This is a genomic window from Ignavibacterium sp., assembly GCF_025998815.1.
GTDB lineage: Bacteria > Bacteroidota > Ignavibacteria > Ignavibacteriales > Ignavibacteriaceae > Ignavibacterium.
Window position 1 is genome coordinate 2010058 of sequence record NZ_AP026678.1, and the last position, 25629, is coordinate 2035686.

General features: G+C 33.3%; 27 protein-coding genes. 17 read left to right on the forward strand and 10 right to left on the reverse strand.

Features of this window, described 5'->3' with window-relative positions; translation table 11 throughout:
• The first annotated feature begins 64 nt into the window (after nucleotides 1-64).
• From Q0X14_RS08675 to Q0X14_RS08695, 5 genes are all read left to right on the forward strand, one after another.
• A complete protein-coding gene (locus Q0X14_RS08675) occupies nucleotides 65-547 on the forward strand; it encodes a hypothetical protein (protein ID WP_297837117.1) in 483 nt (160 codons plus the stop codon).
• 11 nt (nucleotides 548-558) lie between these two features.
• Nucleotides 559-1158, forward strand: a complete 600-nt coding sequence (locus Q0X14_RS08680; RefSeq protein WP_297837119.1) for a hypothetical protein — start codon at nucleotides 559-561, stop codon at nucleotides 1156-1158.
• Between the two features lie 12 nt (nucleotides 1159-1170).
• Nucleotides 1171-2406, forward strand: coding sequence for a hypothetical protein (locus tag Q0X14_RS08685; protein WP_297837121.1), 1236 nt, complete (start codon nucleotides 1171-1173; stop codon nucleotides 2404-2406).
• 94 nt (nucleotides 2407-2500) lie between these two features.
• Entirely contained in the window at nucleotides 2501-3865 is a 1365-nt protein-coding gene (locus Q0X14_RS08690) for a sigma-54 dependent transcriptional regulator (RefSeq protein WP_297837124.1), read from the forward strand.
• Between the two features lie 159 nt (nucleotides 3866-4024).
• On the forward strand, nucleotides 4025-4174 hold the full coding sequence (locus Q0X14_RS08695) for a hypothetical protein (protein ID WP_297837127.1): 150 nt from the start codon (nucleotides 4025-4027) through the stop codon (nucleotides 4172-4174).
• 1 nt (nucleotide 4175) lies between these two features.
• Here the strand turns inward: Q0X14_RS08695 and Q0X14_RS08700 are convergent, their stop codons facing one another.
• Nucleotides 4176-4550 (reverse strand): co-chaperone GroES family protein, encoded by a 375-nt coding sequence (locus tag Q0X14_RS08700; protein WP_297844734.1) that lies wholly within the window; start codon nucleotides 4548-4550, stop codon nucleotides 4176-4178.
• A gap of 139 nt (nucleotides 4551-4689) precedes the next feature.
• Between Q0X14_RS08700 and Q0X14_RS08705 the strand changes: the two genes are divergently transcribed.
• The 3 genes from Q0X14_RS08705 to Q0X14_RS08715 are packed head-to-tail and all read left to right on the forward strand — an operon-like array spanning nucleotide 4690 to nucleotide 7660.
• A complete protein-coding gene (locus Q0X14_RS08705) occupies nucleotides 4690-5289 on the forward strand; it encodes a class I SAM-dependent methyltransferase (RefSeq protein WP_297837130.1) in 600 nt (199 codons plus the stop codon).
• Nucleotides 5286-6554: a glycosyltransferase gene (locus tag Q0X14_RS08710; RefSeq protein ID WP_297837133.1), complete on the forward strand. Its 1269-nt coding sequence runs from the start codon at nucleotides 5286-5288 to the stop codon at nucleotides 6552-6554. The genes Q0X14_RS08705 and Q0X14_RS08710 overlap by 4 nt, the downstream gene beginning before the upstream one ends.
• Nucleotides 6548-7660 (forward strand): glycosyltransferase family 1 protein, encoded by a 1113-nt coding sequence (locus tag Q0X14_RS08715; protein WP_297837135.1) that lies wholly within the window; start codon nucleotides 6548-6550, stop codon nucleotides 7658-7660. The genes Q0X14_RS08710 and Q0X14_RS08715 overlap by 7 nt, the downstream gene beginning before the upstream one ends.
• Before the next feature lie 19 nt (nucleotides 7661-7679).
• On the opposite strand, the gene Q0X14_RS08720 is transcribed toward Q0X14_RS08715, so the two are convergent.
• The 9 genes from Q0X14_RS08720 to Q0X14_RS08760 form a co-directional block, all read right to left on the reverse strand.
• Nucleotides 7680-8939 (reverse strand): YCF48-related protein, encoded by a 1260-nt coding sequence (locus Q0X14_RS08720; RefSeq protein ID WP_297837138.1) that lies wholly within the window; start codon nucleotides 8937-8939, stop codon nucleotides 7680-7682.
• 64 nt (nucleotides 8940-9003) lie between these two features.
• Nucleotides 9004-9912: a hypothetical protein gene (locus Q0X14_RS08725; RefSeq protein WP_297837141.1), complete on the reverse strand. Its 909-nt coding sequence runs from the start codon at nucleotides 9910-9912 to the stop codon at nucleotides 9004-9006.
• Entirely contained in the window at nucleotides 9909-10616 is a 708-nt protein-coding gene (locus tag Q0X14_RS08730) for an FkbM family methyltransferase (protein WP_297837143.1), read from the reverse strand. Before Q0X14_RS08730 ends, Q0X14_RS08725 begins: the two co-directional genes overlap by 4 nt.
• Nucleotides 10606-11952, reverse strand: coding sequence for a flippase (locus Q0X14_RS08735; protein WP_297837146.1), 1347 nt, complete (start codon nucleotides 11950-11952; stop codon nucleotides 10606-10608). The genes Q0X14_RS08730 and Q0X14_RS08735 overlap by 11 nt, the downstream gene beginning before the upstream one ends.
• 25 nt (nucleotides 11953-11977) lie before the next feature.
• On the reverse strand, nucleotides 11978-12298 hold the full coding sequence (locus Q0X14_RS08740; RefSeq protein WP_297837148.1) for a nucleotidyltransferase domain-containing protein: 321 nt from the start codon (nucleotides 12296-12298) through the stop codon (nucleotides 11978-11980).
• On the reverse strand, nucleotides 12295-12771 hold the full coding sequence (locus tag Q0X14_RS08745) for a hypothetical protein (RefSeq protein WP_297837150.1): 477 nt from the start codon (nucleotides 12769-12771) through the stop codon (nucleotides 12295-12297). The genes Q0X14_RS08740 and Q0X14_RS08745 overlap by 4 nt, the downstream gene beginning before the upstream one ends.
• A 5-nt stretch (nucleotides 12772-12776) precedes the next feature.
• Nucleotides 12777-15323, reverse strand: coding sequence for a YfhO family protein (locus Q0X14_RS08750; protein WP_297837153.1), 2547 nt, complete (start codon nucleotides 15321-15323; stop codon nucleotides 12777-12779).
• Between the two features lie 17 nt (nucleotides 15324-15340).
• Nucleotides 15341-16150 carry a methyltransferase domain-containing protein gene (locus Q0X14_RS08755; protein WP_297837156.1) on the reverse strand — a complete coding sequence of 270 codons (810 nt, stop codon included), beginning with the start codon at nucleotides 16148-16150 and terminating at the stop codon, nucleotides 15341-15343.
• 23 nt (nucleotides 16151-16173) lie between these two features.
• Entirely contained in the window at nucleotides 16174-17259 is a 1086-nt protein-coding gene (locus tag Q0X14_RS08760) for a glycosyltransferase family 2 protein (protein ID WP_297837158.1), read from the reverse strand.
• A gap of 176 nt (nucleotides 17260-17435) precedes the next feature.
• On the opposite strand from Q0X14_RS08760, the gene sufB reads away from it, so the two are divergent.
• The 9 genes from sufB (at nucleotide 17436) to Q0X14_RS08805 (ending at nucleotide 25619) form a co-directional block, all read left to right on the forward strand.
• Nucleotides 17436-18884: a Fe-S cluster assembly protein SufB gene (gene sufB, locus Q0X14_RS08765; protein ID WP_297837161.1), complete on the forward strand. Its 1449-nt coding sequence runs from the start codon at nucleotides 17436-17438 to the stop codon at nucleotides 18882-18884.
• A 101-nt stretch (nucleotides 18885-18985) separates the two neighbouring features.
• On the forward strand, nucleotides 18986-19750 hold the full coding sequence (sufC, locus tag Q0X14_RS08770; RefSeq protein ID WP_297837163.1) for a Fe-S cluster assembly ATPase SufC: 765 nt from the start codon (nucleotides 18986-18988) through the stop codon (nucleotides 19748-19750).
• A gap of 11 nt (nucleotides 19751-19761) precedes the next feature.
• Nucleotides 19762-21075, forward strand: a complete 1314-nt coding sequence (sufD, locus tag Q0X14_RS08775) for a Fe-S cluster assembly protein SufD (protein WP_297837164.1) — start codon at nucleotides 19762-19764, stop codon at nucleotides 21073-21075.
• Between the two features lie 9 nt (nucleotides 21076-21084).
• Complete coding sequence (locus Q0X14_RS08780; protein ID WP_297837166.1) at nucleotides 21085-22344, forward strand: cysteine desulfurase; 1260 nt, start codon at nucleotides 21085-21087, stop codon at nucleotides 22342-22344.
• The gene (sufU, locus tag Q0X14_RS08785) at nucleotides 22344-22802 is read left to right on the forward strand and encodes a Fe-S cluster assembly sulfur transfer protein SufU (RefSeq protein WP_297837170.1); all 459 of its coding nucleotides are present in this window, start codon (nucleotides 22344-22346) and stop codon (nucleotides 22800-22802) included. Before Q0X14_RS08780 ends, sufU begins: the two co-directional genes overlap by 1 nt.
• Nucleotides 22803-22824: 22 nt before the next feature.
• Nucleotides 22825-23154 carry an SUF system Fe-S cluster assembly protein gene (locus tag Q0X14_RS08790; RefSeq protein WP_297837172.1) on the forward strand — a complete coding sequence of 110 codons (330 nt, stop codon included), beginning with the start codon at nucleotides 22825-22827 and terminating at the stop codon, nucleotides 23152-23154.
• Between the two features lie 88 nt (nucleotides 23155-23242).
• Nucleotides 23243-23776: a BrxA/BrxB family bacilliredoxin gene (locus Q0X14_RS08795; RefSeq protein ID WP_297837174.1), complete on the forward strand. Its 534-nt coding sequence runs from the start codon at nucleotides 23243-23245 to the stop codon at nucleotides 23774-23776.
• 55 nt (nucleotides 23777-23831) lie between these two features.
• Nucleotides 23832-24296 (forward strand): Rrf2 family transcriptional regulator, encoded by a 465-nt coding sequence (locus tag Q0X14_RS08800; RefSeq protein WP_297837176.1) that lies wholly within the window; start codon nucleotides 23832-23834, stop codon nucleotides 24294-24296.
• 150 nt (nucleotides 24297-24446) lie between these two features.
• Nucleotides 24447-25619, forward strand: coding sequence for an ATP-binding protein (locus Q0X14_RS08805; RefSeq protein ID WP_297837178.1), 1173 nt, complete (start codon nucleotides 24447-24449; stop codon nucleotides 25617-25619).
• Nucleotides 25620-25629 lie beyond the last annotated feature (10 nt).

The window sequence follows — 25629 nt, forward strand, 5'->3', positions numbered from 1 at the left end:
AATACAATATATGAGGAATAAAATTTGTTTAAGTTATTGATAATAATTTTGAGAGAGTCAAGAAATGAATTTAGGCCAATCGTTATTCGCAATTGGGGCTTTGACAATTTTATCTCTATCTGTTTTACGGATGAATAATAATATTCTTTCCACAGATGAAACAGTTATGGATTCCAAAATTGGAATTCTCGCCACTTCAATAGGAACATCATTAATAGAAGAAGCCAGTAAACTTGCCTTTGATGATAAAACCAAAGTTGATCCGGTAAATAGCTTAACTCTTCTTACTCCAGTACTTTCACTTGGTCAGGAAACTCCAGGTGTGTTTGATGATTTTGATGATTTTAATAACTATGTACAACACGATACTATCTATACGATTCCTTTTCACACTCAATGTTCTGTTACATATATAAACCCAACAAATCCAAATGCCGCTTCAACGAACAGAACCTGGCATAAAAAATTAACTGTCAAAATTTCGAGTGATTTCTCCAAGGATACTTTAGAGTTATCCACAATCTATAGTTATTGGTATTTCAGATAGGAGCAGATTTAATGGGATATAGTACAATATTAGATATTCTCGCCTCAATTGTCATGGGCGGAATATTATTAACAACCGTTTTAAGATTAAGTGACTCTGCAGCAGAAAAGACTTATAATTACTCTGGAGAACTTTCTCTTCAGCAAAATTTAGCAACCATTGCACAAGTAATCGAATACGATTTCAGAAAAATGGGATATTGTGCTAATTGGCAAAATTTCCCTGATCCATCAAAAGCCATTGCTCAGGCCGATTCATCAAGTATTAAATTTTATACTGACATTGATAATGATGGTGACATAGATTCAATAAGATACTACCTTGGTCCAACTTCTGATTTAACAAGTACACCTAATCCACGCGATAGATTGCTTTACAGGGTTGTAAATACAACAACTCCAACCGAGGTCAACCTTGGCATTACTCAGTTCTATCTAATCTATTTTGATGCACTTGGTGATACTGTTCATTTGCCGATTACAAATCCGGGCATCATCAGTTCTTATGAAATAAATGTTAGAGTAGAAAGCGTTTATGCTTATGATGAACAATACTCCTCAGCTTATTGGAGACAAATCAGACTAGTGGCAAGAAATTTAAAAAACAGATAGGAGGAAAATGCTATGAGTGGTAAAGCAATGTTGATTCTTATTTCCGGATTCACAATGCTGTTTATGGTTGTTGCAAATAATTTTAATACTGTTTCCGGAAGAGTAACAGATAACTATGTCGATTACTTTAATAAAACAACTTCTCACAATATAGCCATCAGCGGCGCTAATATGGCAGCTAATCAGTTATTCCTTGACTCAACCTGGAATGCTGGTTACAATAATGTTGATTATCAGAATGGTAAATTGAATGTTACTGTTCAAACAATTGATGCTTACAAAAACATTAAAAGAATTACTTCTGTTGGAATTTTTAGAAAGGATACGAGTCGTGTTGACGTAACATTTGCACCGAGTAAGTTTTCTAAATTTGCTTATTACTCTATTTATGAAGGAACTAATATTTGGTGGATGAATAAAGATACAGTTTGGGGACCATTTCATACTCAGGATAAATTAAGAGCTGCTAATCACCCGGTATTCTATGGTAAAGCAAGTTCAAAAGGTGGAATTCAGTACTTTACAAATCAAGCTACTGATAAACCATACTTTTATGCTGGTTATGAGCAAGGAGTAGACTTGTCTCTTCCTACAAATGGTGTAACTGCGCTTAAAACACCAGCACAAAATAATGGATTATATTTTAATGGGAATAATTCTGGTCAGGGAACAGTTTACTTAAAGTTTAATGGTGATTATTTACTCTATCGTTATTCTACTATGACTCCGTATGACAGCGTTCATTTACCAACCGCTGCACCTAACGGTGTAATTTATGTGGATAATGGAATTGCGAGAATTCAGGGAACTGTTAAAGGTGCTTATACTATTGCCTGCTCTGGAACTTCCAGTGGTAAAGGAACAATCTGGTTAGATGATGATATTGTATATTCAAAAGATCCGAGAACCGATCCAACTTCAACCGATATGCTTGGAATTGTTGCACAAAGCAATGTGTGGATAACTGACAATACTCCAAACAGAGATAATATAAACATCAACGCTTCCATCTATGTACAGAACGGTGGATTTGGAGCTGAAAATTATAATACCAGGCCTGTCAGCGGGACAATAAATCTTCTTGGTGGAATTATTCAGAACACAAGACAGGCAGTAGGAACATTTAATAGCGGAGTAATAAAAACCGGTTTCAGTAAGTCATACCGATACGATACAAGATTTATGACAGCTTCTCCACCTTTTTTCCCGGGCACAGGAGGTTTTGAAATTGTTTCCTGGTATGAGTAACCAATCTAAAATTATTATTTGATTTTAATACAGTGAAAGTTTATTCTTTCACTGTATTTTTTTTATCCTTTGCAAACTAAAAGGAATTTTTGCTGTGAAGAATACTATTCTTGTTGTTGATGATGAAGTTTCTTACCTTGAATTACTAAAATCAATCCTCGAACAAGAGGGTTATGAAAATGTTATTGCAGAATCTAACCCTTTGAATGTAGAAAAAATTCTTGAGAGTCAGGATGTTGATTTAATTCTGCTTGATATTTACATGCCTGAAATGAGCGGTCTTGAACTTCTCGAAAGAATCTACCCAAAACATCCTGATATTCCCGTAATTATCATAACTGCTGTTGATGACAAAAACCTTGCAATGAAAGCTGTTGAGTTTGGTGCTTATGAATTTATTGTAAAACCTCCTGAAACCGACAGACTGTTTCTTACCATTAAACGCGCACTTAATTATAAGCTTCTTGAAAAAGAAAGAGATGTTCTGAGAAATAATCTCATCGAAGTTAAAACCGAACCGAAACAAAGATATGAAGAGATTATTGCAAGTTCAGAATTGATGACTAAGGTTTTCAACCTTGTTGAAATTTTTGCTCCAACTGATGAAATAATTTTAATCACTGGTGAAACCGGAACGGGAAAAGATTTAATCGCAAAAAAAATTCATCAGCTATCTTCCCGAAGAGATAAACCTTTTGTAGCTGTTAACATGGCTTCTATATCGGGAACACTATTCGAAAGCGAATTATTCGGTCATCTGAAAGGATCATTTACTGGTGCTATCAGCGATAAACAAGGTTACTTTGAAGCTGCGAATGGCGGAACAATTTTTCTTGATGAGATTGGTGAACTTCCAAAAGAACTTCAGGGAAAACTTTTAAGGGTTATTCAGTATAACGAGATTTACAGAATAGGAAGTTCTCAGCCGATTAAACTTGATATTAGAATTATTGCCGCAACGAATAAAGATTTGCTTGAAGAAGTTCAAAAAGGCAATTTCAGAGCCGATCTTTATTACAGATTAAATCGCGGATACATCTATCTTCCTCCATTACGAAAGAGAGGTGAAGATATAATTCTTCTTGCAAATCATTTTATAAAGATTGCTAACCAGAAGTATGATAAAAATATTCTCGGACTATCAAGAAAAGTAATCAATCAGTTAAGGCATTATACTTTCCCTGGCAATGTGAGAGAGCTTGAAAATATTATCTTCAATTCGGTTATGAAAAGTGAAGATAACCAGAAACTTGAATCAGTAGAGCTACCAAAAGATTTTATGGCAAAAAAAGCCGAGGAATCATTAACAAACCTTGTTTCTATCGAAGAGATGGAAAAGAATCACATCCTTTATGTGCTTGCTCAGGTTGATAATAATGTAACTAAAGCAGCAACAATTCTTGGATTAAGCGAAAGGTCACTTCAAAGAAAGCTCAAAAAAATTAAAGAATCACTCTGACAATTCTTGCATTTCCGACATTGCAGGCGTCAAATTTGTCGCCTAAAAAATTTGATGTATACGACTACTTTAATTTCAATCTCTAAACAAAACATTTCGTCAAAAAAATAATTTGCACAGCTTTTGCATTATTCTATATAAACTAAAACGGAGTTTCGTATGAATACAACTTATAGTCAAATGCAAATAAAAGAAGATTTTGAGATTGGAAAAGTTTATGCGAAAGAAAGACAAAATGATTTTTCAATAATCATGAGACTTATTATTGCAGCCAGTCTCTTTTTCTCAATAGCTGTAACGATATTCTGATTTATTCGAAAAGGTCCTCATTTCTTATCAGCAATAAAATAGCTGAGTGAGGTACAATCAAATATTTTTCTTTATCAAATTCAATTTCATAAGCTTCTTTTCGTAAGAAAATAGCCAAATCCCCTTCTTTTGCCTGCAAAGGGATATACTTAACTTTCTCTTCAGTTGATTTCCAGGGTTCATCTTCAGGTGGTGCAGCAGTTGCATAGCCAGGACCAACTTTAATCACATAGCCACTTTGAATTTTTTCTTTCTCAGTAACACCCGGAGGTAAATAAAGTCCGCTCGCAGTTCTGCTTTCTTCACTTTCGGGTTTAATCAGCACCCTATCGCCAACTACAATAAATCTCTGAATATTTTTTATATCCACATTCATCTCATTTTGTCCTAATTTCTGATACAAAAATAAAAAACATTTATCGCTTTTGCTGTGACAAAAGAATTCTAACACTTACAAATTCCTATTACAAACAATATTTGATAAATTTGCCAGTGAGATAACTAAAATAATATTTATGAGTAAAAACCTTTGGGATGAAAGATATTCAACCGAAGAATACATTTATGGAACTGAACCGAATGAATTCTTCAAACAACAAATTGATTTAATGGACACAGGAAAGCTTCTGCTTCCCGGTGAAGGAGAAGGTAGAAATGCTGTTTACGCAGCTTCAAAAGGTTGGCTGGTTGATGCTGTTGATTTCAGCTATGCTGCAAAAGAAAAAGCATTAAAACTTGCAGAATTAAAATCAGTCCATATAAACTATTTTGTTTCTGACCTTACTGAATTTCATTATCCTGAAAATTATTATGATGCAGTTGGTTTGTTTTTCGTCCATTTACCGTCAGATATCAGAAAAACAGTTAATGAAAAAATTATTAGTTCATTAAAAGTTGGTGGAAAAATAATTTTAGAAGCTTTCAACAAATTGCAAATCAATAATAACTCAGGTGGACCAAAAGACATAAATCTTTTGTATGATGAAAAAGATATTCTCGAATCATTTAAACATCTCGATATTTTAATTATAGAAAGCACAACAACTGAACTTAACGAAGGAAATTTTCACAAAGGTAAAGCTGATGTAATTCGGTTTGTTGGGAAAAAGAAATGAAAAAAGTTTTGTTCATTACATATTATTGGCCTCCCTCAGGGAAAGCTTCACTTCATTGGCCTTTGGACATTATGAACCATATTCAGGAGTTCGGATTGCAGCCGGTTGTTCTTACAACAAAAGATGAAACTTTCACTCAAAGAGATGATAGTCTCCTTAAAAAAGTAAATCCTGAGTGGACAATAATTAATGCCAAAGCAGTCGAGCCATTTAATCTTTACAGAAGATTCATCGGAAAAAAACCTGATGAAAAACTTATCGCTTCCGAAACAATATCATTGGAAAATAAAAGTCTTGCTCATAAAATTTCTATTTGGATAAGAATGAATCTCTTTATTCCCGACGCAAGAATTGGGTGGTATTTTCCAGCGGTTCGTGAAGCAAAAAAATATTTAAGAAAAGAAAAAATTGATGCAATAGTTTCAATTGGTCCGCCACATACAACACACCTTGTTGGGGAAAAATTATCTGAAGATTTTAATATTCCATTCGTTCCTGTTTTTATAGATCCTTGGGTTGATATTTCATATTACAGAAACTTTAAACGAAGTAAAGTGACTTTGTGTATCGACAATCATTTTGAAAAATCAGTTCTTGAAAAAGCAAAGCAGATTATCTTCGTAACAGAATCGATGAAGGAAGATTATGTGAGAAAATATAAATTCATTGAAGAGAAATCTCACGTACTTTATTGGGGATTTAATGAAGAAGATTTCAGAGGCCTTCCCCTAAATCCCCTTCCTAAGGAAGGGGACTTTTTAAAATTTAAAGTTATTGTGCACGCAGGTAATATTTTCGATTACCAGAATCCCGAAATGCTATGGAAAGAAATTAAAAGAAGAATTGATTCGGGAGAAAAATTCAGAATAAGATTTTTTGGCACTGTTTCGCCATTGATTAAACAATCAATCAGAGATAACGGATTGGAACCAATTACTGAATACAAAGGTTTCCTGCCATACCATCAAATGCTTGCGGAGTTATTCAAAGCAGATTATTTGCTGGTCTGCACAACTGAAAAAAGACATGTTCCCGGAAAATTATTTGAATATCTGAGAGTTGGGAAACCAATAATTGCATTTGGGAATGACAATAAAGAGGTTGAAAGGTTATTAAATAAATCAGGATTGGGAAGATTATTCAGATATGATGAAGAAGTGAAAGAAATTTTTAATAAAGATTTGAACTCAGAAGTAAACTCAGAATTCATAAAACAATTTGACAGAAACGTAATAGCAGAAGAGTTGGTGAGAATAATATGCTAAAAGTTTTATATGATCATCAATGTTTTTCCTATCAGGAATATGGAGGTGTATCACGCTATTTTGTGGAGTTAATTAAGCATCTAAATTCTTTATACTTTGCAGAAACAGATCTCTCAATCAAGTATTCAAATAACCAATATCTGAATGAAATAGATAGGCAAGATATTAAAAAATTTTTACCACGGTTAAAGTTCAAAGGAAAAACTTCTCTATTAAGTGCCATAAATAAAAACCTTTCCAAATTAAAACTCGCTCAGCAAAATTATGATGTATTCCATCCCACATATTATGATCCTTATTTTTTGGATAATCTTTCGGGTAAATCTTTTGTATTAACCGTTCATGATATGATACATGAACTATTTCCAAATGCAGTGAGCAGGTGGGATAAAACCTCTCAACACAAGAGAATTTTAGTAAAAGAAGCAAAAAAAATCATCTGTGTTTCTGAAAACACTAAAAATGATCTCGTACGAATATTAAATGCCGATGAGAAAAAAATTTTTGTTATATATCATGCAAATTCTCTTAAATACAATCGTTCAAAAAAACTTGAAACGGAATTGAACCTTCCAAAAAGGTTTTTACTATATGTTGGAAGCAGAAAGTACTACAAAAATTTCACTTTTATGACAGATGCAATTGCTGATTTGCTAAAACATGAAAAGGATTTGTACCTGATTTGTGCTGGTGGTGGCAATTTTTCCAAAAAAGAAATTAATTTCTTTAAAGAATTAAATATTGAATCAAAGATTAAACAGATTCCAGTGAATGATGATATCCTGGGAATGCTTTATACTAATGCTTTAGCGTTTATATTCCCATCACTTTATGAAGGATTTGGTATCCCAGTACTTGAGTCATTTTATTGCGGTTGTCCAGTAATTTGTAGTAATTCCAGTTCGCTTCCTGAAATAGCTGAAAATGCAGCAGAATATTTCGAGCCAACAAATAAATCTTCTATATATTCTGCTGTTGGAAAAATACTTAATGATAAACAACGAAGAGAAGAATTAAAAACATTGGGAGCTGAGCGGTTAAAATATTTTAACTGGGAAACTTCAGCACTTCAAACTTATGAAGTTTATAAAAATTCTCTGAAATAGATTTTAATTTATTTTATACTTATTTAATTAAAGTCATCTTCTTTCTTGAAATGAAATTGCTTTTATTTTTATCATCTTTTGCCGAAAGTTGATAAAAGTAAACTCCACTTGAAAGATTTTTGGCATCATAAGTAATTTCATTATAGCCACTTGATATTCTACCAACAGATATTTCGTCAACTTTATTTCCAAGAACATCAAAAATTTCCAACAAAGCATTACCAGAGTTTGGTGAATTCCAGCTTATTGTAGTAACCGGGTTGAATGGATTAGGATAATTTTGAAATAGGTAATAATCCCTTAACTCTTTGGATTGGTTTTCAACACTAATGGCTCCACCACCACCGTTTGTAGTTTTAAGTATCATTCCACCACTACCTACTATCCATCCCGTCAAAGAATCAACCATATGAATACAATAAAAATCATTAGAATAATTTGACTGGTTAATCCAGTTATTTCCGGAATTTGATGTATAAAATATTTTTCCCCCCGAACCAATTATCCAACCTCTATCTTTATCAAAAAAGTAAAGATCATTTAAAGCATTAGAAGTACTAAAATTAAGAACTTCCCAATCAAGTCCACTATTAATGGTTTTCATAATATTACCAGATTCACTGCAAGCCCAACCATTGAAGAAATCAGTAAAATAGATTGAGTTTATTGGTGCTTCAATCGGAATTGCTATATAGGACCATCTCGAACCCAAATCAGTGGTGCGAAGCATATATCCATATGTATTCCCGCCAACCCAGAAAAGGTTACTCGATTTTGAATAAGTTGCAGTATACCAGGCAGCGAAGAGAGGATCATAAAAATACCATGAGTTTCCTTTATCAGTAGTAATTAAAATTACACCATCGCTGCCAACGGCAATTCCGTTGTAGGCATCTGCAAAGCTAATGCTGATAAGTACAAAATCAAGATACTGACCTATAATACTCCAGTTATTTCCACCATTTGTGGTCTTAATTATTTGAGATAGACGGTTTGAACCTAAGAATTTGTATAGTACAGCAAAACCATTTAATGAATCAACAAATACAATTGAATGAACATTATAATCAGAAGGAACCATTTGTGGAACCCACTCTGCGCCACCATTAGTTGTCTTTAATATCGTTCCCTGATCCCCAGCAGCCCAACCAACATTCTCACTTATAAAAAAACAACTTAACAATCTTTTTGTTGTTCCTGAATTTTGTTGAGACCATTGGGAAAGTATTACTGAAGGAATAAAAAGAATTAGTATAGTAAGAATATATAAGGTTTTCATGTTAACCTCTTTCTTTTGCTAAAACCTAAATCAAATTCAGATATAAATCAATAGCAAGATAATCTCAGAAACCAAGCTTTATCTTAATTTTATCAAGCAAAGAAAGGTAGTGAATTTCTTGAAAAGTGATTTTATCAAAACTTTGCGAAATAATTTTTTTATCCGGATGGACTATGTTATTAATTTCTTCTACCGGAATGTCCGCCAATTTAGAATTTTTATTTACAGTGTGTGTTGCATCATCCCGGAATCCAATGTTTGTAGCAAGATTTTTTACTGGTGTGATACAGAGAGCTTTATTTTTCCAAATTGTATAAAGCCATTGATAGTCCCAGGTATCCACCTGATTGTTATAAACAAGTTCAAATTTTCTTAGCCAATATTTTTTTTCTCTCCTATCCTTTAAAATTGAGTCTATTGAATTATTTGATTTATATTCCGGAAAGTCAGGTATCTGAGCATTAAATAATTTCCAAGCACGACGCCAGGTAGCCCAACCCCAAATGTGAGGATAAATTGAGAAGTAATAACTGAATGGAATGTCTATTCTTTCACTAAAAAAATTATTTCCGCTTATGTGCATTATATCAGAATCATCCTTATAGTATGCAAGTAAAGATGAACAAAAATCAAAAAATGATTTAGCTGGAACAACATCATCTTCAAGAATAATTCCCTGATCTTCATTTTCAAAAAACCATGTTATTGCATTACTAACAGCTTTTTTACATCCAAGGTTTTCATCATTGAAAAGTTTTTTGACATCACATTCCCAATCAACCTGATTAATAATTTCTCTTGTAAGTTTACACTTTTCGGCTTCCCCATCTTTATTCTTTCTCGGACCATCTGCTGAAATGTATAATTTCTTAGGTTTTAATTGTTTTAATTTATTGAATACAATTTGAGTCGTATCAGGTCTGTTGAAAATTATGAAAAGAATTGGAGTTGAAAACTGGCTTTCTGATTTCATACTACACGATTCTTAAAAATTAATGTGCTTGGTGTTTTCGCAAAGAGCTGATAATTTTTCTCAACCAGAAAGTTGAAAACTCTGGATTTTTGCGGATTTGCAAAATCAAATTCTGCGTCTTCGCAAAGTATTACCGAAGGTTTATATTTTTCCCAATCATTCGATTTCAGTACTGAAAGGTCAAATCCTTCAGTATCGATTGATAAAAAATCTATCTTCTGTTTAGAATCAAGATATTTGTTAAGTATATCTGATAAACGAATTGTATCTAATGTAACCTCTTTTATAATCTTATACTTAGTTTCATTAGATCTTTGAATACTTAAATCTTTATCAAAACTGTTTAACGCAGGTTCATCAAAAATAAAATAAGTTAACTTTGTAGGAACATCTGAAATAGCTGCTTCAATGTTGATATCATATTTTCTCATTTTATCAAATAATTTTTTACTCCCGGGTCTGGGTTCAATATTTATTCCTCTCCAACCCATTTTGTAGAACAAATATGTATTTGAAAATCTCTTAGGATGATGTGCTCCGACATCAACATAAAATCCTTTATCCTTTTCTTCAAAAATTCTACGGAGAATTAAGTCTTCCCCTTCTTGCGAATAAGATAAATTTCTATAACCAGAAATAGATTCATTATATAAATCAATCATTTGTCTGTAAATTTTTTCTGGTAGTAAATTTTTAAGCTCCATTTTTTACAAGGTAATTTTTTAGAAATTTGAATGAGTTAATCATAAGAACAGATTTAAACATCATAAAAAATTGATGCCTTGATTTTTTATCAAAATAGATTGAAAAAACTGCAACTGAATACGATACCAATGTTGCAATTGCTGCTCCGTTTATTCCGTACAATGGAATTAAAAACCAGTTCATAATTACATTTACAATCATTCCTATCAAAGTTCTATAAAAAGAAAGTTTTGTCAAATTTTCGCTAATAAGATATTGACTGCTTGCAACTCCAAGAAATGTTGCTACTCCTGCCCAAATATAAATAGTCAATACCGTAGCTGCAGGTTTGTATGCCGGACCAAATAAAATATGAATAATAAAATCTGATAAAAGTGTAACGGGAATTGCTATAGCAATCGAAATTGCAGCCAGAAAATCATAGAGTTTTTGCAAACGACTTAAATAAAGTTTTTCACTTGTTTGTTTTGCATTTACAATTGCGGGAAACACTGATGTACTTATTGCCATAGGAACAAAATACCAGGCTTCACAAAGTTTTACTGCCGCAGCATAATATCCAACATCTTTTGCCGACATGAAATTTTTAATCATTACCTGATCAATCTTCATATAGATAGCAATTACAACTCCTGAAAGAACTAATGGCCAGGAATCTTTAAATAATTCAATGGCTGCTGTTTTCGCAAATCTCCATTTGGCAAAAGAAAATTTATTCTTTTTATAAACAAAGTAATAACCTATTGCAAGGAAGACTGATTCGAGTGTTTGAACAATTGCGAAATAAAGCAATGGTTGATTAAAAACTACTAGTAATACTTTTAAGACCGCAGAAATGAAAAAAGAGCTTGACTGAGCAATAACATTATACTTTGCTTCAACTCTTGATTGAAAAAATTGTTCGACAACTCCCAATGACTGAAAAATTGTTGCCGAAGAAATAATCACAATCAACATAAGGTTGAAAGATGATTCGTTGGCAAGGAAAGCAGTTAATGAGACGAGTGTAATGGTAACGAAGGAACCAATTAATCTTAACCTGAAAACTGTACCAAGTATTTCATCTCTTCGTTCTGGTGATTTGACTAATTCGCGAACAACAATGCTATCCATACCAAGGTTTGCAAATGAAGTAAATAAACCAGCAAAGCTTATCGCATAGTTGAGAAGTCCGAACTCACCGGGACCAAGATATCGTGCCACATAAATTCCGACAAAAAATGCAATTAAAGTTCTGAAAATTTTTTCTGCAAACATCCAGCTGGTGTTTGCAAAATATCTTTTAAAAGTTTCAGAACCGAAGTTAATCCTGGTATTTATATTATTATCGCTCAATGAAAAATTATTTAAAATTTTAATTCTATATATCTGCAGACTTTGTTAATTGATTGATCAGTATTTTGGTTTGTTCGATTTCTTTGTAAAAAAGATCATCAAGAGGTTCATTAAGATTGATTATATCAAACTCAAGCTCAGGAAATTTTTCTTCCATTTTAAAGAGGAATAAATTTTTCTTATTCTCAAAATCAATTTTTGATAGATTAGATTTGATGGCCAAATCAACATCTCCTCCCTTTTTTATTTTATCAGTCTGACTACCAAAAAGATAAAATTCAGAATCGGGAAAATTCTTTGTCAATTCATCTAAGATTTCCACAAGAATTTTTTTTGACAATCTCATTTTAACAGCTTTTCAGAATAATTTTTAACATTCTGAAAGTATTTAGAAATCTTCGAATAACTATTTACACAAAATTCCAAATCATTCAATGCCTCAACTAGCTCATCAGGATATTCATGTTCCAGTTCATTTCTGATTTGTCTGAGTTCTATCCAATCACTTATTGAATCTATTATTCCTTCTTTCTCTGCATTAGAAATGACTTCACTCATTTTTGTTGATGGAAAACCAGCTAGTTCGAAAACAAGTGGAAATATTTTTGCTCCAAGAAAATCCTGGAGAGAAGAAAATCTTTTTAAGTAAGCATCCAGCAAAGCTTTTTCAGTTACACTTAGGTTATTGAAGATATCGACAGCAAAAATATTTTTTGAAGTCAAAATTTGGTCGATTGAATTCTTATAATCGGTTAATGCTTCAAAATGCTTTTCTGCTTTTTGAAATCTTCTTATAAGAATTAACTTAAGATTTTTCATTTGTATTATTTTTCTTTTTTAATCTTTGTGAAATATTCTTTACCAATTAAAATAAACAATCCCAAAATCACAAGAGAGCTTAATACTAATGCTATGTTTCTGGAAATGAAAAAGCTTTCAGGTGCGTATTCAATCTTTAGTTTATTCTTACCTTTAGGAACCACAATCCCAAGATAACCGTGATTTGCTTTATAGACTTCTGTTTTTGTTCCGTTTATGTAAGCTTTCCAACCAGGATGATAACTATTACCAATGAAAATAAAATTGTTTCCCGAAGCATTAACTTCTGCTTCTATTAAAGCTTCATCATATTTTAATAATTTTATTGATGCAGTCGAATCAATCGCATCAACACTCAAATTTTCATTTTCAACAATTGCAACCTTAGTCGGATCTAGTTCCCCGGACTTTATTTTGTTCAGATATTCAAGGGCAGATAGCTTGTCAATTTTATTTATGAAAAACATTCGTGGCAAATAATTTTCATTCAACATTACAACTGTATTTGCTGAATTATATACCGGTTTTAATCCGGGCAATCCAATTGGCTGATTAGCAATTATATATTTAACATTAAGCATATTCCACAAAGCAGGATTAGCTGGTCCAACAACATCCATATAGTCCTGATATGCTCTTGGTTTGATACCAGAGTAACCATAAAAATCTTCGATTAAAAAATATGCGTGAAAATTTGCGTTGTTACTGAATGAACCAATTGAACCATCTTGCTTTAAATTGAAAATTCTGAAAGGTTCTTTTTCATTCTGCTGTTCGATAAAAGAAATATAATCTGGTTTTGTAAACAAACTTTTTATATCAGGATTATCAGTGTACTTGGCTCCTCTTGAATCAATTCGCCATAAATCAACTATTGTAAGAATGATAAAAACTCCCACCAAAACATCAGCACTAAATTTTTTATTTATGTAGAGGTAGATACTCCAGACACCTATTGCAATGAACAAAAATGCAAAGGTCAAATCAGTTGTAAACATTTGCGCAGTGTAATCAGCTAAAACCTGATATTGCTGTGCAAGCTGAGGTTTGCTTTGCTGAATTGATGCAGCATAATCATTAACTCTACCAATAAACCAGTTTGATATAGGAGCATTCAATAGAAGAACAAGAATAAAAATTCCGGATACTGCGAGTGAAATATTACGGATGATGGTTTTTATCTTTTCATTTTTCTCCTCGCGGAGTGAAATTAATTTCATAAGTCCCAATCCGGCTAAAACCGGCATACTCAACTGAACAAGCACAAGTATCATCGAAGGCACACGAAACTTGTTGAAGTATGGGAAGTAATAAAACATCAAATCGAAAAGCAAAGGGAAGTTTTTTCCAAATGAAATAAGAAGCGAGATTAATGTTAATATTGTTAGAAACTGAACGAAAGGATCTTTTCTGAGAGCAATCATTGCATACAAACCAAGAAGAAAAACTAATACACCCATATACATTGCAACATCAACAAAAAGCATTTGACCGAAATAAGTATTTACCTCAACTTCCTGATTATTGGTTAGTGGACCTTTATACTTAGAATTTCCAAATCCATAATAAGAGGGGACAAAAAATGTAAGAACTTCTTCAGGTGAAAATGACCATTCTGTGTGATAGTTGTAATAATCAGATTCACTTTTTTCTGTTTTAGGAGCTTCTTTTTCAAGAAGACTTTCAGTCCCACGGGTTGAATATGGAGTATATTCAAAAACCTGGGTTAGATTGTCGGATTGAATTGTAACCGCTATTATTCCAGCAAAGAAAAACACAAAAGCAGATTTCAGAATTTGAGTTCTGAGATGACCATCCTTTTTCTTTAATGAGTATATAAAGAAATAAAGAAAATAGATTCCTATTGCGAACAAAGTATAAAAGATAATCTGCACATGCCAACCAAGTAAAAACATATTCAAGATTATTACAAGTAAAAAGAAGTCTCTAACCTTAATTTCTCTTTGAAACTTATAAAGAATAAGAAAGATAACCGGATAAAAAGCCAATGAAGTTAATTTTGTAACATGACCGATGTAAAGAAATACTATTAAACCGGTGCTGAAGGAAGTTGCAATTCCTACAAAGAGACTAAGTAAGGTATTCTTTGTTTTGTTGTAAAAAAAGAAAAAACTCGTATATGCTAGTATGATTAAATAAAGTGTCCAGCGAACATAATCATTACTAAAGGGAAGCATAAAAATTTTATGGACCATTTCGAGCGATAACCAAATCAAATTAAACCATTTGAAACCTGTGGCAAGTGCATAAGCTGGCATTCCTGTAAAAATATAAGGATTCCATAAAGTATAACCATCTCTATCTTTTTCAAGGTATGATTTCATGCTTTCAATAACAACAATATCACCAGATTGAAAAGTCTTATTTCCAAAGTAAAGTGGATTCAGAAAAATCAGAAAAAGAATAAGTATTACTAATAAAACTATCCAAGGGTGATGTTTCTGCGGGATAATTTCGTTCAGATTAAATTTTGCCAAAAAACTTTCTGATTGAGATTTAGTTTCTCTGGTGGATTTTTTTTGTTTGGTCATCTAAACTCCGTGATTATTTATTTCTTTGCGATAAAATTAATTCCCGAGCCAAGTTTATTCTGGTTTGTGAAATCTAAATACATCATTATAAGTGTGAACGGGAAAGTAATTAAATAGTAAAAAGGAAGCACGATAAAAAATAACTTACTTAAGTTTAATAAAATCATCGGATATTTTATTCCCAATCGCCACGCTTTATCTCCCCAAAAGCCATAAGTGTATCTGGATTTATATGTACTGAAACCTATCGGATGAAGTTTTGATTCCAACTCTTCTTTTGAATATCCAACTCTTGCATGTTCGCCAATAAAGCTTTCTTCATCTTCTTCGTGAACATCGCTCCCACCAAAAATTGAAGGGGTATTTATCAGCAAGTAACCATTCTCATTCAATGCAGTATAAAAGTTCTTAAATACTTTTACATCGTCGGGAATATGTTCCATTACATCAACACAAACTATTAAATCAAATTCATTTTTATAATTAATCTTAGTAAGGTTTTCAATTCCGAATTCAACATTTTCAACTTTTCTTTGTTTAAAAAATTCTTTGCAATCAATAATCCAATCTTCTTTTATATCCACAGCTTTAATTTCACAAGGCGAGAGATGTTTTGCCATAAAGTATGCATATTGCCCATATCCTGTTCCGGCATCAAGTATTTTTATTTTCTTATCTCTAAAATTTTTTCGTAATTGTTTTAACTCTCTTCTCACATACCAGGAGCGCAGAAACATCAGGTCAAGAATTTTATAAAAAACTACTCTTAAAAAAGGAATCTTTCTGATTACAGATGCAAATACATTTTTGATAGGATCGTAGTGCATTTCAGGCAGGAAAATAATTTTGATTAAACATTTTGGTCTTTGATTATATATTCTCTTTCGCTCTCAGTGTTGTGGACAATCATCTCGCCAAGCAATCCAACTGAAAAGAACTGAACGCCAACAATAATCATAAGCATTCCAAGGAACAACATTGGACGATTACTCAATGGTTTACCACTAATCCATTCAATAGTTAAATAAGCATTAACAATAAAACCAATCAGAAAAGAAAGCGCACCGAAAAATCCGAAGAAATGCATTGGCCTTTTAATGTATCTGGTTGCAAACATAACTGTTATCAGGTCAATAAACCCTTTAAAGAATCTTGAAATACCAAACTTAGTTTTGCCGTATCTTCTTGGATGGTGTTTTACCGGAATTTCTGTTACTGAAAAGCCCTGCCAGTTTGCTAGTACAGGCATATATCTGTGAAGCTCACCATAAACTCTGATATTCTCAACAACTTCTTTACGATATGCTTTTAATCCACAATTGAAATCATGAATTTTAATTCCGCTCATCAATCTTGTGACAAAATTGAAAAATCTGGAAGAGTATTTTTTAATAAACGGATCAAACCTTTGTTTCTTCCAACCGGAACACAAATCAAATCCTTCATCTAATTTTTTAAGAAGGTTTGGTATCTCGTGCGGATCATCCTGTAAATCAGCATCAAGAGTAATCACTGCATCCCCGCTGGCAGCTTTAAAACCAATTTGAAGTGCAGCTGATTTTCCATAATTTTTTCTGAAGCTGATATATTTAAATCTCTTATCTGTTCTTACAATTTCTTTAATAACATTTAAAGAATTATCCGTACTACCATCATCAACAAGAATTACTTCGTATTGGGTGTTAAGTGGTTTTAATGCTTTCCGAATCTCATTTGCCAAAGGAACAAGCGATTCTTCTTCATTAAAAAGTGGTATAACCAAAGATATTTTCTTAAATGAAGTTTTAGGTGCTCCTTCAGTCTGACCTTTCGAAGCCGCAGAGGTAAAAGTTTTTCTTGGGTAAAATCTCTTGCGACTTTTTCTCCAGGTTGATGAAGGTTTATTAGAACCTTCACCCTGTTGATTATCTGCCTTATTTTCGTTTTGTTCGTTCAAGTCTAATTCTGTTTAATTTTTGTCCAAAATTAACCGAATAAGCGAATAAAAACAATTTAAATGAATTTTGAACTTGGAAATCAAATTTGTGGTTTATGTCAATGAATCTTGACAAATTTGTACAGATTAAGTAGCTTTGAAACACAATTAATAATGATTCCTTCTAAGGAGAAAATATGAGTACAACAGAAACTCAAAAAATAGAAGAACTTGCCAATAAAGAATATAAATATGGATTTGTAACAGAAGTTGAGGAAGACCGACTTCCAAAAGGGCTGAATGAGGATATTATAAAACAGATTTCAGCTAAAAAAGAGGAACCCGAATGGATGACTGAATGGCGCCTGAAAGCTTTTCGACATTGGTTAACTATGGAAGAACCGAGATGGCCTAATGTGAAATATCCTCCGATTGATTATCAGGATATTTCATACTATTCAGCACCAAAGAAAAAACCTAAATACAATTCTTTGGATGAAGTTGATCCTGCTATCCGTGAGACTTATAACAAACTCGGTATTCCTTTAGAAGAACAGATGATGCTGGCTGGCGTTGCAGTTGATGCGGTCTTTGACTCCGTTTCTGTTGCAACAACTTTCAAAGATAAGCTAAAAGAACTTGGAATTATTTTCTGCTCAATGTCCGAAGCAATAAAAGAACATCCTGAACTTGTTAAAAAATATTTAGGTAGTGTTGTTCCTTATACAGATAATTTCTATGCAACACTTAACTCAGCAGTATTCAGCGATGGTTCATTTGTTTATGTTCCAAAGGGAGTTCGTTGTCCGATGGAGCTTTCTACTTACTTCAGAATCAATGCATCTGAAACCGGACAGTTTGAAAGAACCTTGATAATTGCTGACGAAGGAGCTTATGTAAGTTACCTTGAAGGTTGTACCGCTCCGATGAGGGATGAAAATCAATTGCACGCTGCAGTTGTTGAGTTGATTGCTCTTGATAATGCAACCATAAAATATTCAACGGTTCAGAATTGGTATCCTGGAGATAAAGAAGGTAAAGGTGGAATATATAATTTCGTTACGAAGCGAGGAGCTTGTCGTGGTGTTAATTCAAAAATTTCCTGGACACAAGTTGAAACCGGTTCTGCAATTACCTGGAAATATCCAAGCTGTATTCTTCAGGGAGATAACTCGATTGGTGAATTTTATTCGGTTGCTGTTACCAATAACTATCAGCAAGCTGATACCGGCACAAAGATGATTCATATTGGAAAGAACACCAAAAGCACAATTGTATCAAAGGGAATTTCTGCCGGAAGAAGTAATAATAGTTATCGCGGATTGGTCAAGATTACAAAGAAGGCAGAAAATGCCAGAAACTTTTCACAATGTGATTCTCTTTTAATTGGTGATAAATGCGGAGCTCACACTTTCCCGTATTTAGAGATTAACAATTCTTCTGCTCAAGTCGAGCACGAAGCAACTACTTCAAAAATTGGTGAAGATCAGATATTCTATCTTAATCAAAGAGGAATATCTACTGAAGATGCTGTTAATCTGATTGTGAATGGTTATGTAAAAGAAGTTCTTGCAGAGCTTCCAATGGAATTTGCAGTAGAAGCTCAGAAATTATTAAGCATAAGTTTAGAAGGTAGTGTAGGATAGAGAGTGTTTTTCATCCCGAACTTGTTTCGGGATCTCTGGAAATAAATTATAAGCTGAAACGAGTTCAGCTTGACAAGTTTGAAAATAAATAAGGAGAAAAAATGTTATTAGAAATAAAAAATTTACACGCAAGCATTGATGGCAATGAAATCTTAAAAGGAATTGACCTTAAAGTCGATGCTGGTGAAGTTCATGCGATTATGGGTCCAAATGGTTCTGGTAAATCAACTCTTGCATCAGTACTCGCAGGAAAAGAAGAATATGAGGTAACTGAAGGTGAAATCTGGTATAACGGAAAGAACTTGCTTGAACTTTCACCGGAAGACAGAGCAAGAGAAGGAGTGTTTCTTGCATTTCAGTATCCGGTTGAAATTCCGGGTGTAAGTAATACGAATCTTTTGAAGACCGCAGTAAACGAAATAAGAAAATACCGTGGTGAAGAAGAACTTGATGCGATGGAGTTTTTAGAATTACTTAAAGAGAAAAGCAAACTCGTTGAACTCGATCAAAAATTTTTAAGCAGATCTGTTAACGAAGGATTTTCCGGTGGAGAGAAAAAACGGAATGAAATTTTCCAGATGGCAGTATTAAATCCGAAGCTCGCAATCCTTGATGAAACAGATTCGGGTTTGGATATTGACGCATTAAGAATTGTTGCAAATGGAGTAAATAAACTTCGTTCGAAGGAGAATGCGATTATAGTTGTAACTCACTATCAGAGATTACTTAACTACATTGTTCCTGATTTTGTTCATGTTCTTTACAAGGGTAAGATTGTTAAATCCGGAGGAAAAGAACTTGCATTAGAGCTCGAAGAAAAAGGATATGACTGGATTAAAAACGGTAAATCAGAAGTAACTGTTTAAGGAATGAACCAATGAGTAACGTAGATTTCAAACAATGGTTTATAGAAAATTTTCAGTCATTTGAAAAAAGTCTCAATGGAGAAAAGACTGAATCTTTTCATAAAATTAGAAAAGATGCATTATCAAAATTTTCTTCATTAAATATTCCAACTGTAAAAGACGAGGAATGGAAATACACTAACATTTCTCCTGTAGTTAAATACAATTTCAGTGTTGTTCCTCCTAAAACAGATGCAGCTCCGGAAATTGTCGGTAAGTTCTTATTTGATAAACTTGAGCATCATCTTCTTGTTTTTATTAATGGAGAATTCAGGAAAGATCTTTCAAGATTAAATGAGTTGCCGGAAAAGGTAGAAGTTATTAATCTTTCTTCTGCCATAAAAAATAATCATCCGGCTTTGTTAAAACACTTCGGCAAATATGCTGAAGATTCAAACAATCTTTTTACTGCTCTTAACTCAGCTTATACAAAAGATGGAGCTTTTATATTAGTTCCAAAAGGGATGGTAATTGAAGATCCGGTTCATATAATTTTTCTGAACATTGCAGGAGAAGAAAAATTTATTACACAACCGAGAAATCTTTTTATAGCTGAGAATAATTCTCAGGTTACAATTATAGAACATTATGCATCCGATGATAATGGAATCTATCTAAGTAATTCGGTGACAGAAATTTTTGTTGGTGAAAATGCAGTTGTAGATCATATTAAACTTCAGGAAGAAAGCCCGAAAGCATTCCATATCGGCAGAATGGAAGTTGATCAGGAACGAAGCAGTAATTTTTCATCTCATTTGATTTCAACTGGTGCAGAATTTTCCCGCAATGAATTTACAACGAGATTTAATGGCGAAGGTGGTGAGTCAATGCTCAACGGATTGTTTATGATTAAAGACGAACAATTTTTTGATGCACACACAATGATTGACCACGCAATGCCACATTGTAACAGTCACGAACATTATAAAGGAATACTACAAGATAAAGCTCGTGGTGTATTCAATGGTAAAGTAATGGTAAGACCAGATGCGCAAAAAACAAATGCTTTTCAGGAAAATAATTCAATACTTCTTTCAGATGATGCAGTGATGAATTCAAAACCTCAGCTAGAAATTTTTGCTGATGATGTTAAATGCTCTCACGGTGCTACCGTTGGTAAACTTGATGAAGATGCCAAATTTTATTTAAAGACCAGAGGTATTGGTGAAGAAGCTGCCACAGCAATGCTTATTCACGCATTCGCTAGTGATGTAATCAAAACAATTAAAATTGAAGCTCTGAGAGAATATCTTGAAGAGATTATAACAAAAAGATTTAATCAATAAGGAAATATAATGTCTATCAGGTCTGATGCTGCTTTGCCTTCTGTTAATTCGGTTTACGATGTAAATCGCATCAGAGAAGACTTCCCTATTTTAAAACAAATTGTTCACGGCAAGCCGCTTGTTTATCTTGACAATGCAGCTACAACTCAAAAACCCTTACAGGTTCTTAAAGAGCTCGAGAAATATTACTACACTATGAACGCCAACATTCATCGTGGTGTTCATGCTCTAAGTCAGGAAGCAACCGAAGCTTATGAAAGTTCCAGAATAAAAATTAAAAAGTTCATCAATGCACTTGGAAAGAACGAAATAATTTTTACCAGAGGAACTACAGAATCAATAAATCTTGTAGCTCAATCTTACGGAAGAAAAAACTTTAATGAAGGTGATGAAATAATCATCTCGCATATGGAACATCATTCCAATATTGTTCCCTGGCAAATGATCTGCGAAGAACGAAAAGCTAAATTAAGAATAATCCCGATTGACGATAATGGAGAACTTGTCATTGATGAATTTGAAAAAATGCTGAATGAAAAAACAAAATTTGTTTCGATTGTTTATGCTTCTAACTCACTTGGAACTGTAAATCCTGTTAAGAAAATTATTGATCTGGCTCATTCATTCAATGTCCCTGTTTTACTTGATGCAGCTCAGGCAGTAAATCATCTCAAAATTGATGTTCAGGAACTTGATTGTGATTTTCTGGCATTCAGTGGTCATAAACTTTATGGTCCCACCGGTATAGGAATTCTTTACGGCAAAGTTAATCATCTTGATTCAATGCTTCCATATCAAGGTGGTGGCGATATGATTTCTAAAGTAACTTTTGAAAAGACTTTATACAACGAACTGCCTTACAAATTTGAAGCAGGAACTCCAAACATAGCCGGAGCAATCGGGCTTGGCGCCGCAATCGATTATGTAGAAAAAGTTGGATTAGAAAAAATTGCCAAACATGAAAATGACTTACTTGAATATGCTACCGAAAAAATTTCTGAGCTTAAAGGTCTAAGAATAATAGGAACATCAAAAAATAAAATAAGTGTTTTGTCATTCGTGCTTGAGAATGTTCATCCGCACGATGTGGGAACATTTCTGGATTTTGAAGGAGTTGCAATCCGCACCGGGCATCATTGCACTCAACCCATAATGGACAGATTCGGAATTCCGGCAACATCAAGAGCTTCTTTCGGAATGTATAATACATTTGAAGAAGTTGATGTTTTAGTTAACGGACTTAAAAAAATTCTTGAGGTATTTGGATAATGCAACAGGAACTCAGAGAGCTTTATCAGCAGGTTATTTTAGACCACAATAAAGCTCCAAGAAATTTCAGAAAAATTGAAAATGCGACAAACCATGCAGAAGGACATAATCCTCTGTGTGGTGATAATGTAACAGTTTATTTAATTATTGATGAAAACAATGTTATTAAAGATATTGCTTTTCAGGGTTCTGGTTGTGCAATTTCAAAAGCATCTGCATCCTTAATGACATCAATGCTTAAAGGAAAAACAGTTGAAGAAGCTGAAAAACTTTTCCATAAATTTCATGATTTAGTTACAGATAAACTTGGTGATAATTTCAGCGTTGATGAATTTGGTAAGCTGGCTGTATTTGCAGGTGTTAGAGAATTTCCGGCAAGAGTTAAGTGTGCTTCGCTTGCCTGGCATACTTTAATTAATGCATTACACGGAAAAAATGAAAGTGTTTCTACAGAGTAAAACTTAATAGAGATTAGGATAAATGGCTGACAAAGAAAAAATAACTAAACAAGAACTCGAGGATAAAATAATTCAGGCATTGAAAACCTGTTACGACCCCGAAATTCCTGTAGACATCTTTGAGCTTGGTTTAATTTACGAAGTTGCAATTGATGATAATAACAATGTGAAGATTAAAATGACTTTAACATCGCCAATGTGTCCTGCGGCTCAATCACTGCCATTGGAAGTTGAAGGGAAAGTCAAATCAATTCCACAGGTAAATGATGTTAAAGTTGAAGTAGTCTGGAATCCACCATGGAATAAAGATATGATGTCTGAGGTTGCAAAACTGGAATTAGGATTTTTATAAATCAATTCAGATTTAATTTCAAGAATTCTGATAACTTAATCTTAAAGAGAGATTTATACTTAAAAATAAACTTTAAAAAGGAGACCAAATGTTCAACATAGTTTCACGACCACCAATGTACGATCAGGATGCAGTACAACCAATGCGTGATGAATTGATTGCTGTCGGCTTTAAAGAACTTCTTACACCCGAACAGGTTGATGAAGCGATAAATGTTAAAGATGATAAAACCGTTTTGGTAATGATTAACTCGGTTTGTGGATGTGCTGCCGGAAGTGCTCGTCCCGGAGTTTCACTTGCTTTACAGAATGATATAATTCCTGATAAACTTTACACTGGATTTGCCGGACAAGAAAGAGATGCGGTAGATAGAATCAGACAATACATAAAAGGATTTCCGCCTTCATCACCAAGCGTTGCGCTCTTTAAGAATGGTGAGTTAATTTACTTTATGAGAAGAATGGATATTGAAGGTTTTACCGCAGAGCAAATAGCAAATACATTAGTTCAGGTTTTTAATAAGTATTGCAGTGCAAAAGGTCCGTCAATTACACCCGAACAATTTGCACAGGTTCAGCACGCAAAGCAGTGCGGCTCAAAAATACCGTTATTTAAAGGATGACACTACAATGTCACTCTGAGCCAGTCGAAGAGTGACGGTTCATGAAAAGAATAAAATGAAATTCAGTACACAAGAAGAATATGGTTTAAGACTTTTACTGAGAATCGGGAAAGATCATTCCGATAACGGGATGACTATTCCCGAACTTAGTGAGCTTGAAGGATTGAGCGAAGCCAATGTTGCGAAGATTCTGCGCATTCTTCGTCTTGCCGGATTTGTTGAAAGCTCGCGTGGACAAACTGGCGGTTACAAACTAACTCGTCCCGCAAAAGAAATTTTAGTCGGCGAAGTTTTAACTGCACTTGGTGGTAAACTTTATGAATCATCTTTTTGTGACTTACACTCCGGTGTTGAAAACATTTGCACCAACTCAATTGATTGTTCAATTCGCTCTCTTTGGAAAACAATTCAAACAATGCTTGATGGTTTATTAAGTAAAATTACTTTACAGGATTTGCTTGGAAGTGAACAGCAGGTAGAGATTATTGTTTCAGGCATTGCCGAAGAACTGGACAAATAATCTTTCTGTTTTTACTTTCACTACAATACAATAACTCACCTGACAATTTTCTATTCTAATACCTTTCTAATATTTTTGCCTGTAAGCAAAAATTTTCGCTAAGATTTTTGCTTTAAAGCAAAATTATTCGAACCTAAAAATGAGACTAAAATGCAAATAGATCGATATCTCAGCAGGAACATATTAACAGACCTTAAAAATAAAATGGTGTTTGTCGGTGGTGCACGCCAAGTTGGTAAAACCACTTTAGCAAAGGAATTAGTAGCAAAAAAATTCGATACATCATTTTATTACAATTGGGACTACACACCTGATCGTAAAAAAATTATTTCGAACGAACTGCCCGGGGAATCCTCGCTTCTGATTTTCGATGAAATTCACAAATACAAAAAATGGAAAAACCTCATTAAAGGCATTTACGATACTTATAAAACAAAATATAAAATAATTGTAACCGGCTCTGCCCGATTAAATATATTCAGAAAAGGTGGAGATTCATTACTTGGTAGATATCATTATTACACACTACATCCGTTTTCATTAGCTGAGTTAGAAAATATTCATAATGAATTTAAGCCATTTGAAGGACTTCAGTTCAAGACATCATTTTATAAATCAGGTTTTGAAAAACTTTTTACATTCGGTGGTTTCCCCGAACCATTACTCTCGCAGGACAGTAAAGTTTTAAGACGTTGGCATAATGAAAAATCCGAAAGATTATTCAGGGAAGATATAAGAGATATTGAGAATCTTCGTGATATCAATTCTATGATGCTTTTAAGAGATATTCTTCCATCGCGAGCAGCAAGTCCCATTTCTATAAACAATCTTAGCGAAGATTTAGAAGTCAGCCATCGTGCAATTACCAATTGGTTAAATGTGTTAGAAGCATTTTATTACAGCTTTAGAGTTTATCCATTTACCTCCAGAAAAATCAGATCAATCAAAAAAGAATGTAAATTGTATTTGATTGATTGGTCTGAAGTTGAAAATGAGGGGGCTAAATTTGAGAATCTGATAGCTTCCCATTTGTTAAAATTTGTTCACTATCTCTATGAGAGTGAAGGATACAAAACAAATCTATTTTACTTAAGAAATGTTGATAAAAAAGAAGTTGATTTTTTAGTTACGATTGACAACAAACCTTGGTTTTCTGTTGAAACAAAACTCAATGATAAAACCCCTTCTCCAAATATTTTTTACTTCAAAGAGAGACTTAAAATTCCATTTAATTACCAGGTTGTAAAAGAAGATAATATTGATATTATAAAAGAAGGAATAAGAATAATTTCAGCTAGTAAGTTTTTAAGTGGTTTAATATAAAGAGCTGCCG